14 protein-coding genes and 1 pseudogene are annotated in these 13403 nt (G+C 71.0%); 9 read left to right on the top strand and 6 right to left on the bottom strand.

Annotated features, from left to right (window positions below):
• Positions 1-191 precede the first annotated feature (191 nt).
• Positions 192-1172, bottom strand: a pseudogene (locus tag ACZ4RZ_RS01615) (GNAT family N-acetyltransferase); the annotation flags it as partial.
• Between the two features lie 140 nt (positions 1173-1312).
• On the opposite strand from ACZ4RZ_RS01615, the gene fdxA reads away from it, so the two are divergent.
• Together fdxA and ACZ4RZ_RS01605 are read left to right on the top strand one after the other, a co-directional pair.
• On the top strand, positions 1313-1633 hold the full coding sequence (gene fdxA / locus ACZ4RZ_RS01610) for a ferredoxin (RefSeq protein ID WP_018089397.1): 321 nt from the start codon (positions 1313-1315) through the stop codon (positions 1631-1633).
• Between the two features lie 106 nt (positions 1634-1739).
• The gene (locus tag ACZ4RZ_RS01605; RefSeq protein WP_467740959.1) at positions 1740-2837 is read left to right on the top strand and encodes a bifunctional succinyldiaminopimelate transaminase/glutamate-prephenate aminotransferase; all 1098 of its coding nucleotides are present in this window, start codon (positions 1740-1742) and stop codon (positions 2835-2837) included.
• 197 nt (positions 2838-3034) lie between these two features.
• Here the strand turns inward: ACZ4RZ_RS01605 and ACZ4RZ_RS01600 are convergent, their stop codons facing one another.
• Together ACZ4RZ_RS01600 and ACZ4RZ_RS01595 are read right to left on the bottom strand one after the other, a co-directional pair.
• Positions 3035-3541, bottom strand: a complete 507-nt coding sequence (locus ACZ4RZ_RS01600; RefSeq protein WP_467740957.1) for an ATP-binding protein — start codon at positions 3539-3541, stop codon at positions 3035-3037.
• Positions 3542-3882: 341 nt separating this feature from the next.
• Positions 3883-4878, bottom strand: a complete 996-nt coding sequence (locus ACZ4RZ_RS01595; protein ID WP_467740955.1) for a VldE C-terminal domain-containing protein — start codon at positions 4876-4878, stop codon at positions 3883-3885.
• Between the two features lie 242 nt (positions 4879-5120).
• On the opposite strand from ACZ4RZ_RS01595, the gene dapE reads away from it, so the two are divergent.
• Entirely contained in the window at positions 5121-6200 is a 1080-nt protein-coding gene (gene dapE, locus ACZ4RZ_RS01590; RefSeq protein WP_467740953.1) for a succinyl-diaminopimelate desuccinylase, read from the top strand.
• Between the two features lie 108 nt (positions 6201-6308).
• A complete protein-coding gene (locus tag ACZ4RZ_RS01585; RefSeq protein ID WP_467740951.1) occupies positions 6309-7067 on the top strand; it encodes an LOG family protein in 759 nt (252 codons plus the stop codon).
• Positions 7068-7238: 171 nt separating this feature from the next.
• On the opposite strand, the gene folP is transcribed toward ACZ4RZ_RS01585, so the two are convergent.
• Positions 7239-8099 carry a dihydropteroate synthase gene (folP, locus tag ACZ4RZ_RS01580; protein WP_467740949.1) on the bottom strand — a complete coding sequence of 287 codons (861 nt, stop codon included), beginning with the start codon at positions 8097-8099 and terminating at the stop codon, positions 7239-7241.
• 152 nt (positions 8100-8251) lie between these two features.
• On the opposite strand from folP, the gene ACZ4RZ_RS01575 reads away from it, so the two are divergent.
• Both ACZ4RZ_RS01575 and ACZ4RZ_RS01570 read left to right on the top strand, forming a co-directional pair.
• Positions 8252-8602 carry a DivIVA domain-containing protein gene (locus ACZ4RZ_RS01575; protein WP_467740947.1) on the top strand — a complete coding sequence of 117 codons (351 nt, stop codon included), beginning with the start codon at positions 8252-8254 and terminating at the stop codon, positions 8600-8602.
• Positions 8599-9180 carry a DNA-3-methyladenine glycosylase I gene (locus tag ACZ4RZ_RS01570; protein WP_467740945.1) on the top strand — a complete coding sequence of 194 codons (582 nt, stop codon included), beginning with the start codon at positions 8599-8601 and terminating at the stop codon, positions 9178-9180. The genes ACZ4RZ_RS01575 and ACZ4RZ_RS01570 overlap by 4 nt, the downstream gene beginning before the upstream one ends.
• Before the next feature lie 81 nt (positions 9181-9261).
• Here the strand turns inward: ACZ4RZ_RS01570 and chcB are convergent, their stop codons facing one another.
• Positions 9262-10065 (bottom strand): 2-cyclohexenylcarbonyl CoA isomerase, encoded by an 804-nt coding sequence (gene chcB / locus ACZ4RZ_RS01565; protein WP_467740943.1) that lies wholly within the window; start codon positions 10063-10065, stop codon positions 9262-9264.
• A 362-nt stretch (positions 10066-10427) separates the two neighbouring features.
• Here chcB and ACZ4RZ_RS01560 point away from each other — a divergent pair, with 362 nt between their 5' ends.
• Positions 10428-10595, top strand: coding sequence for a DUF3117 domain-containing protein (locus ACZ4RZ_RS01560; protein ID WP_003966491.1), 168 nt, complete (start codon positions 10428-10430; stop codon positions 10593-10595).
• Positions 10596-10738: 143 nt separating this feature from the next.
• Here the strand turns inward: ACZ4RZ_RS01560 and ACZ4RZ_RS01555 are convergent, their stop codons facing one another.
• A complete protein-coding gene (locus ACZ4RZ_RS01555) occupies positions 10739-11437 on the bottom strand; it encodes an O-methyltransferase (RefSeq protein WP_467741925.1) in 699 nt (232 codons plus the stop codon).
• Positions 11438-11664: 227 nt separating this feature from the next.
• On the opposite strand from ACZ4RZ_RS01555, the gene sigE reads away from it, so the two are divergent.
• Entirely contained in the window at positions 11665-12363 is a 699-nt protein-coding gene (sigE, locus tag ACZ4RZ_RS01550; protein WP_467741923.1) for an RNA polymerase sigma factor SigE, read from the top strand.
• Complete coding sequence (locus ACZ4RZ_RS01545) at positions 12360-13343, top strand: anti-sigma factor family protein (RefSeq protein WP_467740941.1); 984 nt, start codon at positions 12360-12362, stop codon at positions 13341-13343. Before sigE ends, ACZ4RZ_RS01545 begins: the two co-directional genes overlap by 4 nt.
• Positions 13344-13403 lie beyond the last annotated feature (60 nt).

The raw sequence follows: 13403 nt of genomic DNA, 5'->3' as shown, positions 1-13403 counted from the left end.
GAGTCGCCGACACCGAAACCGCCGCTCTCGCCGTTCCGGTGGCCGCTCGGCCCGTTCTGGTCACTGGTCGGCTCGTTCCGGTGACCGGTCGGCCCGTCGGTCCGGCACACAGCACCGGCGGCGAGCGGGCCGAGGCCTCGCGCGCCAGGCCGCTCGGCAGCGCCTTCCCCGGCGTCGGCGTCCGGCACCCACCGATAGTGGTGGTACGCGTGATGCGGCCCGAAGCCCATCTCCGCGTACATCGCCCGCGCTCCCGCGTTGTCGTCCTCCACCTGGAGCCAGGCCGCCGAGGCGCCCTCGTCCAGGGCCCGACGGGCCAGCGCGGCCATGACGGCGGTGGCGAGTCCCTGGCGGCGGTGGGCGGGATCGACCTCGACCGCCGCGAAACCGGCCCAGCGGCCGTCCACCACGCAGCGTCCGATCGCGGCCGGAGCCTCCCCTGTGGCACCGGGCACCGTCGCGAACCACACCGAAGGCCCACTGCCCAGCACCTTCAGGGCCACCTCGCTCAGCCCTTTCCGCTGATAGCGGCCCAGCCACGCGTCGTCCGCCGCGCGGGAGAGCACGACCTCGGGCGCCTCCCGGTCCCCGATCGGCGCGAGCGAGCCGATCCACAGCTCGGCCGTCACCTCACGCGTCCAGCCGCGCGCCTCCAGCTCCGCGCACAGCAGCTCCTGCGTGCCCTCGGCCCCGGTCGCGGTCTGGATGTACGCGGGCAGGTCACGGGCGGCGTACCAGTCCCGGACGTACGTCAGCGCCTCGTCCAGCGGCACGCCGGGGTCGCCGAGCGGCAGGACGGAGTTGGCGCGCCGGGTGAAACCGGAGGCCGCCCGCAGCTCCCACTCGCCGAGCCGCTCGCTCTCCACCGGCCGCCACGCCCGCGCGGCGACCCGCGCCAGCTCCTCGTACGAGGCCGCCGGGCCCCGCCGACGCGCCGGAGCGGACGGCACGACCTTGCCCGCGACCAGCGCGGATTCCGCGATCCGGACACGTTCACCGGTCCGTCGTGTGATCAGCAGCACACCTTCGTTCCATGATGTGAGAACACCGACCGTGTCGGTGAACTTCTCACCCTCGGCGGCATCTTTGATCATCCGCCGAACAGAGACACGTTTGCCCACGTCAGCAGCGGTGATACGGACCTCAAGGCGGCCGGAGGCAGAGATTTCCACAGGTCAGTTCACCCCTCCTGTTCGGATCATGCCCAAGAACGGAGATACTAGGGGCGGGCATCGACGACGCCGCGCTCCCGCGCGCCAGGCGGCGGAGCCTACGGAGGCCCGCCAGCGCCCTATCGAGGAGGAACGACAGCGTGACCTACGTCATCGCGCAGCCTTGTGTCGACGTCAAGGACAAGGCGTGCATCGAGGAGTGCCCGGTCGACTGCATCTACGAGGGCTCCCGGTCCTTGTACATCCACCCGGACGAATGCGTCGACTGTGGAGCCTGTGAGCCGGTGTGCCCGGTCGAGGCGATCTTCTACGAAGACGACACTCCTGAAGAGTGGAAGGACTACTACAAGGCGAACGTCGAGTTCTTCGACGAACTCGGCTCGCCCGGCGGCGCCAGCAAGCTCGGCCTGATCGAGCGCGACCACCCCTTCATCGCAGCGCTGCCGCCGCAGAACCAGTAAGCGGCCCGCACACGCGCCGCCTCGGTCCCGTACGGCACGATCGCCGTACGGGACCGAGGCGTTTGCCGTACGACGGCTCGTACGTACGAGAAAGTGAGCCAGAACCGTGTCCGCAGTCTCCGACCGCCTGCCCACCTTCCCCTGGGACAAGCTGGAGCCGTACAAGAAGACGGCCGCCGCCCACCCGGACGGCATCGTCGACCTGTCCGTCGGTACCCCGGTCGACCCGGTGCCCGAGCTGATCCAGAAAGCGCTGATCGCGGCGGCCGACTCTCCCGGCTACCCGACCGTGTGGGGCACACCCGAGCTGCGCGACGCGATCACCGGCTGGGTCGAGCGCCGCCTCGGCGCCCGCGACGTGACCCACCGCCACATCCTGCCGATCGTCGGCTCCAAGGAGCTCGTCGCCTGGCTCCCGACCCAGCTGGGTCTGGGCCCGGGCGACAAGGTGGCCTACCCGCGCCTGGCGTACCCGACGTACGAGGTGGGCGCGCGCCTGGCCCGCGCGGAGTACGAGGCCTACGACGACCCCACGCAACTGGACCCGACGGACCTGAAGCTCCTCTGGCTCAACTCGCCCTCCAATCCCACGGGCAAGGTGCTGTCGAAGGACGAACTGACCCGGATCGTCGCCTGGGCCCGCGAGCACGACGTCCTGGTCTTCTCCGACGAGTGCTACATCGAGCTGGGCTGGGAGGCCGACCCGGTCTCGGTCCTGCACCCGGACGTGTGCGGCGGCTCGTACGAGGGGATCGTCTCGGTCCACTCCCTCTCGAAGCGCTCGAACCTGGCCGGCTACCGCGCCGCGTTCCTGGCGGGCGACCCCGCCGCCCTCGGCGACCTGCTCGAGATCCGCAAGCACGGCGGCATGATGACGTCGGCTCCGACCCAGGCCGCGGTGGTCGCCGCCCTGTCGGACGACACCCACGTCCGCGACCAGCGCGAGCGCTACGCCGCCCGCCGTACGGCCCTGCGCGACGCCCTCTTGAAGCACGGCTTCCGCATCGAGCACAGCGAGGCCAGCCTCTACCTCTGGGCCACCCGCGACGAGTCCTGCTGGGACACGGTGGCCCACCTGGCACAGCGGGGCATCCTGGTGGCCCCCGGCGACTTCTACGGCCAGGCGGGCGACACGTTCGTACGCGTAGCCCTGACGGCAACGGACGAGCGCGTAGCGGCAGCGGTGGAACGCCTGGCGCGGTAACCGCGCTGTGCGCGGCCGAGCCGCAGCTGCCGCTATCGCTACCGCTGCCACTGTGGGCATGTTCCGCAGGGCGGAACGGTGGGCACGGCCGACAGCGCCGGGTGCCGTGCAGGCAGGCCCCAGCCCCGGCAGGGGCAAGCGAAACGGGGGTCCAGGGAAACACTTCCCTGGACCCCCGTAGCCGTACAGACCCGGCGTCAGCCGAGCGGGAGAGTCTTCAGCGGCAGCTGGTCGGTCGGCAGCCCGCCCTTGGTGACGGTGTCGGTCGGCAGCCCGCCCTTGGTGACGGTGTCGGTCGGCAGACCGCCCTTGGTGACGGTGTCCGTCGGCAGCCCACCCTTGGTGGCAGTCTTCGCGGTGTCGCCGAGCAGACCCCCGGCCTGCCCCGCCGCATCCCCGGCCACCTTCTGCGCGGCCGGCGTCGCCATCTTGGCGACCTTGCCAGCGGTCTTGCCCGCAGCCGGCACCGCCTTCTTGACCGTGTTGCCGCCGGCCGTGCCCGCGAGGCCGGTGGCGTTCTGAGCCGCTCCGTCAACGGTGTTGCCGACGCTCGCCCCGTCCAGGGCGGTCAGTCCGCCGAGGTTGGGGGTGGCCGGCAGTTCGGCCGCCGCGCTGGCGGAGCCGGCCGCACCGACCCCGGCTGCCGCTCCCGCTGCGACGAGCAGCGCGGCACGGGCGATCCGGCGGGTCAGGGGGAGGGACATGATGCTCCTTAGACGGGAGAGAACGTTGAAGTGTCCGACCGCGCCCGGCAGTTGACCGACTGGCTGCCGACCGACCGAAGGTGATCGTTCCGGGCTCGGACGCAGTGACTACCGCTCGAAGCCCACGAAGGTTGCGGTGGTCCGACGTAAAGAGTTGGCAATGCGTCGCATTATCATCTGCGGATAAAAGCGGGCAAAAGGCACCCGGTCGGAAAGTCTGCCGAATCCTTACGGCTCTTTGTTTTCAAGGGATTCGACGGACGGAGGAGTGAGTGCGCGAATGCCTGCGCACATCGTCGACGCGCCGCGGAACGGGTCCCTCCAACGGGTGAGGACCCGTACTACTGCCCAGTGACGATTCGGACCGCGGCGGCGGACTCCCGCGCGTCCGGGCCCCCCTGCGCGTCGGAGGCGCGCCACTGGCTGTCGGTGCTCCCGGCGGTCCACTCCCGCCCCGCGTACGACACCCGCTCGATGTGCAGCGCCGAGGAGTTGGCCACGGCCCAGTGCGCCAGCTCCCAGCCGCGCTGTCGGACGCCGGTCCCGGAGGTGACCTCTTTGCGCACGGGGACGGTCACGGTCCGGCCCCCGCCGCCCGTCGGGGAGGGCGAGGCCGACGCCGAAGCGGCCGCCGACGGCGAGGCGGAGACGCCCTCGGCGCCCACGTCGGCCCCTGCTTCCTGCAGCACATCGCGCCCGAAGTCCCGTACGAGCGCAGCCCGCACCGAGTCCGCGCCGCCGGGCGGGGTCGCGTCGGGGCGCCCCTCACAGGTCAGCGTGGCCGCCGCGCGCCCGGTCAGGGCCGCGGCGAGCAGCGTGGCGTCCGGCTCGTGCTTCGCGTACGCCTGCGGGTAGCCGCTGCGCTGCACACGCTGCGCGGCGACGGTGAGCGGAAGGCGCGAATAGCCGGCCACCTTGGCCAGGTGTTCGTAGAACACCCCCGCCGCGTACGTCGGGTCCATGATCTGCTTCGTCGTCCCCCAGCCCTGCGAGGGCCGCTGCTGGAACAGGCCGAGCGAGTCACGGTCGCCGTGCTGGATGTTGCGCAGCCCTGACTCCTGGAGGGCGGTCGCGAGGGCGATGGTCACGGCGCGCTCGGGCATGCCGCGGGAGGTGCCGACTGCCGAGATCGTCGCCGCGTTGACCGCCTGCTCCGGTGTGAACTCGTACGACGCCCCGTCGCCCTTGCCCGAGACGACCTTGCATCTCGGCGCGCCGGTGCCTCCCGTGAGGTACTGCACGGTGAGATACCCCGCGAGCGCGAGCAGGACCACGACGGCCCCCCCGAAACGGAGGAGGCGGCCGCGCCGGACAGGAGTGGGGGACGGCTCTGGCACGTCGTACAAGGTACTGGAGGCCACTGTCGGCGGCGCTTGGGGCTGTGGACAACCCGAGTGCCGACCGGCGCTTCGGGACATCCGTCCATATCCGTCCGTCCATATCCGGCCGCATCCGGCCGTCAGCGGGACCGGGCGTCAGAGGAACCGGCTGTCAGAGGAACCGGCTGTCAGTGGGACCGGGCGTCAGCGGGACCGGCCGTCAGCGGGACCGGGCGCCCAGGGGCGCTAGGGTCGAAGGCATGGCCGACACCTCCCTTGACCTCACCCTGGACGCTGCCGAGCTCACCGCGCAGCTGGTCGACTTCCCCTCGGAGAGCGGCAACGAGAAGCCGCTCGCGGACGCCGTCGAGGCCGCCCTGCGCGCCCTGCCGCACCTGACGGTCGACCGGTACGGCAACAACGTGGTGGCGCGGACGAACCTGGGCCGCGCCGAGCGCGTCATCCTCGCCGGCCACATCGACACCGTCCCCATCGCCGACAACGTCCCCTCCCGCCTCGACGAGGACGGTGTGCTGTGGGGCTGCGGCACCTGCGACATGAAGTCGGGCGTCGCGGTTCAGCTCCGCATCGCGGCCACGGTCCCCGACCCCAACCGCGACCTCACCTTCGTCTTCTACGACAACGAAGAGGTCGCGGCACACATGAACGGTCTGAAGCATGTGGCCGACGCCCACCCCGAGTGGCTGGAGGGTGACTTCGCGGTCCTCCTGGAGCCCTCCGACGGCCAGGTCGAGGGTGGCTGCCAGGGCACGCTGCGGGTACTGCTGAAGACGAAGGGCGAGCGCGCCCACTCCGCGCGCAGTTGGATGGGCTCGAACGCGATCCACGCGGCGGCCCCGATCCTGGCCAGGCTGGCCGAGTACAAGCCGCGCTACCCCGTCATCGACGGCCTCGAATACCGCGAGGGCCTGAACGCGGTGGGCATCTCGGGCGGAGTCGCGGGCAACGTCATCCCGGACGAGTGCGTCGTGTCCGTCAACTTCCGTTACGCGCCGGACCGCAGCGAGGAGGAGGCCATCGCCCATGTCCGCGAGGTCTTCGGGGACTGCGGCGTGGAGGAGTTCGTCATCGACGACCACAGCGGCGGCGCGCTCCCCGGCCTCTCGCACCCGGCGGCCGCCGCCTTCATCGAGGCGGTCGGGGGGACCCCGCAGCCCAAGTACGGCTGGACGGACGTCTCCCGCTTCAGCCGGCTCGGCATCCCGGCGGTCAACTACGGCCCGGGCAACCCGCACTTGGCCCACAAGCGCGACGAGCGGGTGGAGACGGCGAAGGTCCTTGCGGGCGAGGAGCGGCTGCGCGCCTGGCTGACCGCCTGAGCCGTATCTCGGGGCGGTTCATGGCGGACATACTCGCGTCCCCCCTCCGTAACCCGCGTAGATCTACGCTGGGGTGGAACGACCGCGAGCGGTGGGAAGGGAGCGGACATGGCTACCGGCAACCCCGAGGGCAAGAAGGTGCCACCCGACGAGCAGCGGCTCGGACCGGTGCTGCGCAGGCGGAGTCAGGTACAGGCGAGCACCACGGATCAGCGCCTTCTGGACGCGGGTGGTCCTTCCGACTGGGTGCACACCGACCCGTGGCGGGTGCTGCGCATCCAGTCGGAGTTCATCGAAGGCTTCGGCACCCTGGCCGAACTCCCGCCCGCGATCAGTGTCTTCGGATCCTCGCGTACGGTGGTGGACTCGCCCGAGTACGAGACGGGGGTCGCCCTCGGCCGCGGTCTCGTCGAAGCCGGTTTCGCCGTGATCACCGGGGGTGGTCCCGGCGCCATGGAGGCCGCCAACAAGGGTGCCTGCGAGGCGAAGGGCATCTCCGTCGGCCTCGGCATCGAGCTGCCCTTCGAACAGGGCCTGAACCCCTACGTCGACATCGGCCTCAACTTCCGCTACTTCTTCGTCCGGAAGATGATGTTCGTCAAGTACGCGCAGGGCTTCGTGGTCCTGCCCGGCGGTCTCGGCACCCTCGACGAACTCTTCGAGGCGCTGACCCTCGTCCAGACCCAGAAGGTCACCCGCTTCCCCATCGTCCTCTTCGGCACCGCGTACTGGGGCGGCCTCGTCGACTGGCTCAAGAACACCCTGATCGCGCAGGGCAAGGCATCCGAGAAGGACCTGCTGCTCTTCCACCTGACCGACGAGGTGGAGGAAGCGGTGGCGTTGGTGTCGAAGGAGGCGGGCCGGTAGTCGGGCCGGGGGTCTCCTCGGCGCTCGTCCTCGAACGCCGGACGGTCTGGGTGACGCGCCCCGTCAGGGGCGCGGGGAACTGCGCGACAAGCCCCTAGCCGAAAGGGCACCCGGGGTTCGGGGCGGAGCCCCGGGTACGGGACGGGTAGGGGCGGAGGGGCGAGGAACCCGCTACGCCAGCCCCCGCCGAGCCACGGCCGGCGGGCGGTGGCCCGCGATGGACGCCACCATGTCCAGGACCTGCCGGGTCTCCGCGACCTCGTGGACGCGGTAGACCTGGGCCCCCAGCCAGGCGGAGACGGCCGTCGTCGCCAGGGTGCCGACCACCCGCTCCTTCACCGGCTTGTCGAGCGTCTCCCCGACGAAGTCCTTGTTGGAGAGGGAGACCAGCACCGGCCACCCGGTGGCCACCATCTCGCCCAGCCGCCGCGTCGCCTCCAGGCTGTGCCGGGTGTTCTTCCCGAAGTCGTGCCCGGGGTCGATCAACACGGACTCACGCGGCACGCCCAGTGACACCGCACGCTCGGCCAGCCCCACGGTCACCCGCAAGATGTCGGCCATGACATCGTCGTACGCGATCCGATGCGGACGGGTACGCGGCTCGGACTCTCCGGCGTGGGTGCACACCAGCCCCACCCCGTATCGTGCGGCCACCTCCGCCAGCCGCGGATCGGCCCCACCCCACGCGTCGTTGAGCAGATCCGCTCCGGCCTCGCAGACCGCCTCCCCGACCTCGTGCCGCCAGGTGTCGACGCTGATGACCACGTCGGGGAAGCGCCGGCGCACCTCGGCGACGAAACCGACCGTGCGCCGCGCCTCCTCCTCGGCGGTCACCTCTTCACCCGGCCCCGCCTTGACCCCGCCGACGTCGATGATGGCGGCGCCCTCCGCCACCGCCTGCTCCACGCGGGCGAGCGCCGGCTCGTCGCGGAAGGTGGCCCCCTGGTCGTAGAAGGAGTCCGGGGTCCGGTTCACGATCGCCATGATCACCGGCTCGTGCGTGTCGAATTCACGCTTGCCCAGCCTGAGCATCCCCTGTGACCTCTCCCAGTAAGTCCCGCCGATAAGCCGCCTGCGACCTTAACTGTCAGAGTCGCATGGCACGATCGGACCCTGACAGTTTCAGCTTCAGTACTTCAGCGCCGACGCGCATGTGTCGGCACCAGAGCGTGGGGACCTCAGCGATGTTCATGTTCTTGTTCCTGGTCGTCGCGCTCGCCGTCGTGGTCGCCGCGGTGACAGTGTCCGTGGTGGGCGGCGGCGAGAGCGCCCCCCTTCCCGAGGCCGGCCCGGAGCGGCTGCAGGACCCGCTGCCGTACGACCGGCCGGTGAACCGCGGTGACGTGGAGGCGCTGCGCTTCCCCGTCGCCGTACGGGGCTACCGCATGGCGGACGTCGACGACGCCCTCGGCCGGCTCGGCGCCGAGATCGCCGAGCGGGACGCCCGGATCGCCGACCTGGAGGACGCGCTGGCCGGCGCCCGCGCGAGCGCCGCACCCTCATTGCGGAAGCGGACCGAGGAGGACTCCCAGTGAGCGACACCCTGGCCGGCCCGGACGGCGCGCTGCGCTGCCCCTGGGCGCTGTCGACCGAGGACTACGTGGCGTACCACGACGAGGAGTGGGGCCGCCCGGTCCACGGCGACGACGCGCTGTACGAGCGGCTGTGCCTGGAGGCCTTCCAGTCGGGCCTGTCCTGGATCACCATCCTGCGCCGCCGCCCCGGCTTCCGCGCCGCCTTCGCCGGCTTCGAGATCGCCAAGGTCGCGACCTTCACGGACGCGGACAAGGAGCGCCTGCTCGCAGACCCGGGCATCATCCGCAACCGCGCCAAGATCGAGGCGACGGTCGCCAACGCGCGCGTGCTGGCCGACTGGGCCCCCGGCGAGCTGGACGAGCTGATCTGGTCCTTCGCCCCCGACCTGACCACCCGCCCGGCCCCGAAGAGACTGGGCGACATTCCGGCGGTCACCGACGAGTCGACGGCTCTGTCCAAGACGCTGAAGAAGCGCGGCATCCGCTTCGTCGGCCCGACCACGGCCTACGCACTGATGCAGGCCTGCGGCCTGGTGAACGATCACTTGGAGGACTGCGCGGCCAGGAGCGCCCCTTAAGGAGCGGGGGGAACTGCGCGACCGGCCACAGACGGCCCGCAGTTCCCGTACCGACCTCTGACCGCCGACTCCGGCGAAGCGTCAGCGCCCCAGGTACTTCGGCTTCTCCTTGTTCACGAAGGCCTGCACCGCGATGGTGTGGTCCTCGGAGGCACCCGCCCGCGCCTGGAGTTCATCCTCCTTCTCCAGGGTCTCCTCCAGAGAGTGGGAGAGCCCGAACGCGAGGGACTCCTTCAGCGCGGCGTACGCGAGCGTCGGTCCCGAGGCCAGCGCCCGGGCCACCTTCTCCGCTTCGGCGCGCAACTCCGCCGAGGGCACGAGACGGTTCGCGATCCCCAGCTCGTACGCCTCCTGCGCGGTGATGCTGCGCGGGAAGAGCAGCAGGTCAGCGGCCCGGCTGGGTCCGATGACCCGGGGCAGCGTCCAGGAGATGCCCGAGTCCGCGGTCAGCGCCACCCCGGCGAACGACGTGTTGAAGGCAGCAGTGTCGGCGACGATGCGATAGTCCGCGGCGAGCGCGAAGCCGAAGCCCGCTCCGGCCGCGACGCCATTCACGGCCGCGACCACGGGCTTCGCGGCGCCGGTCAGGGCCCGCACGATCGGGTTGTAGTGCTCGCGCACGGTGCTCATCGTCTGGCCGGAACCCGACTGCTTGTCGGCGGCCAGCAGCCCGATGTGCTCCTTGAGGTCCTGGCCGACGCAGAACGCCCGGTCACCGGCGGCGGTCAGCAGGATCGCCCGTACCTCCCCGTCCGCCGCGGCCTCCTGAGCCGCGTCCCGGAAGGCGACCTTGGTCTCGATGTTCATCGCGTTCATCGCCTCGGGGCGGTTGAGCGTGATCGTCGCGAGTCCGTCGCTCACCTCGTAGAGCACGGTGTCGGCCATGGTGGGTTCCCTCCGGTGTCGCGGCTCCGTCGTACCGGTCGGTACGTCCTGTGTCCGAGGACAGCATGGCGGAGATCACCGGCGGTGGCGCGGACCGGACATGTGACCTGCGTCAAAGAATTCCGCGCTCCGGAAGACCATGCGGCGGCGCAGTATCGCAGTCACATCGCCGAATTGAGTGGTTTTGCTCAAGCGCGTTGCGCAAGCGATGCCGACTGATGTTGGTCATCGGGTCCTGAGATGCGGGATAATGGCCTGGAAGCAATGTGTTCGATGCCGGTGACGCGTGTCCTATGAGGGGACGGGCGTGCCCTCAAGGGGCCGTCGGCGACGATGAGCTGGTTTCAGGAAGGGGAACGAGCATGGCGGCCATGAAGCCGCGGACGGGCGATGGCCCGCTCGAGGTGACCAAGGAGGGGCGGGGCATCGTCATGCGCGTTCCGCTCGAAGGCGGCGGTCGGCTCGTCGTCGAGCTGACCCCTGACGAGGCCGACGCGCTCGGCGACGCCCTCAAGAAGGTCGTCGGCTGACGCGGAAGCGACCACACCTTTTCAGCTGCCCCGGCATCGTAATCGGTGCCGGGGCAGTGGTCTTCCAGGGGGCTCCAGGGGTACGTCAGCGACGTACCCCTTTGGTATTTCTCCAGGTCGGACGCGTACGAGCCGGGGCGCAGTCAGCGCTTGACCGCGCACAGCAGACCGTCGCCCACCGGCAGTAGCGAGGGCACCAGATCCTGGCTCTCACGGACCGCGCGCAGCAGTTCGCGCAGCCGGCCGACCTCCGCGGGCTGCGGTCCCGAGTCCACCGTGCGGCCGTCCGCGAAGACGCCCTCGAAGGCGACGAGCCCGCCCGGGCGCAGCAGGCGCAACGATTCAGCGAGATAGTCCAGGCACTCGAGACGGTCGCCGTCGCAGAAGACGAGGTCGTAGCCGGCGTCCGCGAGCCGGGGCAGGACGTCCAGGGCGCGGCCAGGGATGAAGCGGGCGCGGTTGCTGGCGAAACCGGCCGCGCGGAAGGCCTGGCGGGCGAACTGCTGCCGCTCCGGCTCCGGATCGACGGTGGTCAGTACCCCGTCCGGCCGCATGCCGTGCAGCAGATGAATTCCGGAGACGCCGGTCCCGGTCCCGATCTCCGCCACCGCTTTCGCGTCCACGGTGGCGGCGAGCAACCGCAGCGCGGCGCCCGTGCCGGGCGACACCGAGCGCAGGCCTGCCTCGCGGGCCCGGTCGCGGGCCCAGCGCAGCGCCTCGTCCTCGGCGACAAAGGCGTCGGCGAACGCCCAGCTCGTCTGCCGGTTGCCGGTAATGACCCTCTCCTGTCCCCGTGGTTGCCTGGGCGTGACTGTATCCGTTGGTGCCGGGAACCCGCAGATGGGACCGGGCGTTTAGAGGGGTGGGGAAACAGAGCGGGGGGAAGGCGATGGACCAGGAAGCGGAGCAGGGCGGCGAGCAAGTGCTGACGCAGCCATATGAGCACGTATCAAATTCCCGTAAAACCGCTTATCCGGAGCTAACGGGCGAGGTGGCTATGGTAGGGGCTCGACTGGACACCACCAGAGCCGACAGGGGAGGTGCGGCTGCGCCTGTGGATCGAGGAGGGGTGCTGCGGCGCCTGCTCAGATCGGCGGGTGAGCCGAAATCCGTGACCGAGATCGCTGACAACTTCCATGCTGCTGCCCCCGCGCAGACCGCGACGTTCACCACCGACGCGGAGTCGCAGGCGTGGACTCCGCCCACCTGGGAGGAGATCGTCAGCACGCACAGCGGACGGGTCTACCGCCTCGCCTACCGCCTGACGGGCAACCAGCACGACGCCGAGGACCTCACCCAGGAAGTCTTCGTCCGCGTCTTCCGCTCGCTGTCGACCTATACACCCGGCACCTTCGAGGGCTGGCTGCACCGCATCACCACGAACCTCTTCCTGGATATGGTCCGCCGCAAGCAGCGCATCCGCTTCGACGCCCTCGGTGACGACGCGGCCGAGCGCCTGCCCAGCCGCGAGCCGTCCCCGCAGCAGGTCTTCAACGACGCGCACTTCGACGCGGACGTCCAGCAGGCGCTGGACACCCTCGCGCCCGAGTTCCGCGCCGCCGTCGTCCTGTGCGACATCGAGGGACTCTCGTACGAGGAGATCGCCGCGACCCTGGGCGTGAAGCTCGGCACGGTCCGCTCCCGGATCCACCGTGGCCGCTCCCAGCTGCGCAAGGCCCTTGCACACCGGTCTCCCGAGGCCCGCGCCGAGCGCCGCTCGTTCACGGCCCGTGTGCCCGTGCTGGGAGGAGGGGGCGCGACCGCGTGAGTGGATCCCGTCCTACGCCCGCTGAGCAGCACCTCGGCGACCGACTCTCCGCCCTGGTGGACGGAGAGCTCGGTCATGAGTCGCGCGATCGTGTCCTGGCCCACCTCGCCACCTGTGCGAAGTGCAAGGTCGAGGCGGACGCCCAGCGCCGACTGAAGAACGTATTCGCGGAAGTGGCCCCTCCGCCGCCCTCCGAGAGCTTCCTGGCCCGCCTCCAGGGGCTTCCCGGGGGAGGGGACTCCGACGGCACCGGCTCGCCGCTGGGCGGGGGAGGATTCGGCGGCAGACTTCCCGGAGCCGACCGGACCTCCGGCCTCACCGGACTCTTCGGAGTGAGGGGCGAGCCCTTCGGTTACGTTCCCGCCGGACCGCACGCCGATGTGCTGCCCCCCTCGTCGGGCAGCGGCTTCCGCATCCATGACGTCAGCCGTCACGAGGCCGAGCGATCGGCCTCGCGCGGGCTGCGGTTCGCGTTCGCCGCCGCCGGTGCGGTGTCGCTCGCCGCGGTCGCGCTCGGTGGGGTGTCGACCGGGGTGCCGGGTGACACCGCGGACGCACGCGGCGGTTCCGGGGCCGGAAGCAATGTGACGCCGACGCGTTCGCCGGGCACGGGGGCCTCGACGTCTCCCGAGTCACAGCGTCGCCGGTCCGACGCACCGCTGCTCGCGCAGGGCCGCCGGGCGCTGGGCGACGGTACCGTGGCGCCGACCGAGGTGTCCGCGCCGCTGCTGTCCGGAGTCCCCGCTCCGGCGGAGCGCGGCCAGGACGCCATGCACACACTGACGACACCGGTGGTCGCCGGCGCAGCCGCGATGTCCCCGCTCATACGTCCGCTCACCGATGCCCAGCCGCTCGCGCTGACCTCGTGGTCCGCAGTCCCTGACGTCACGACTCCGGGCCTGCTCGCCGCCCCCGTGGCCACCCCGTCCCCCGCTTCCTCCCCGTCCCCCACCTCCCCCTCCTCCCGTAGCGTCCGCTGACCCCGCCCTCTGCGCGGCGGCCCGTGAACCTGGTTGAATCCAGGGTGGGCCGCGTCCGCA

The sequence above is a fragment of the Streptomyces sp. NPDC027189 genome, assembly GCF_055566975.1.
Note: the sequence above shows the minus strand (reverse complement) of the source record. Positions and strands in the feature narration are given on the sequence as shown.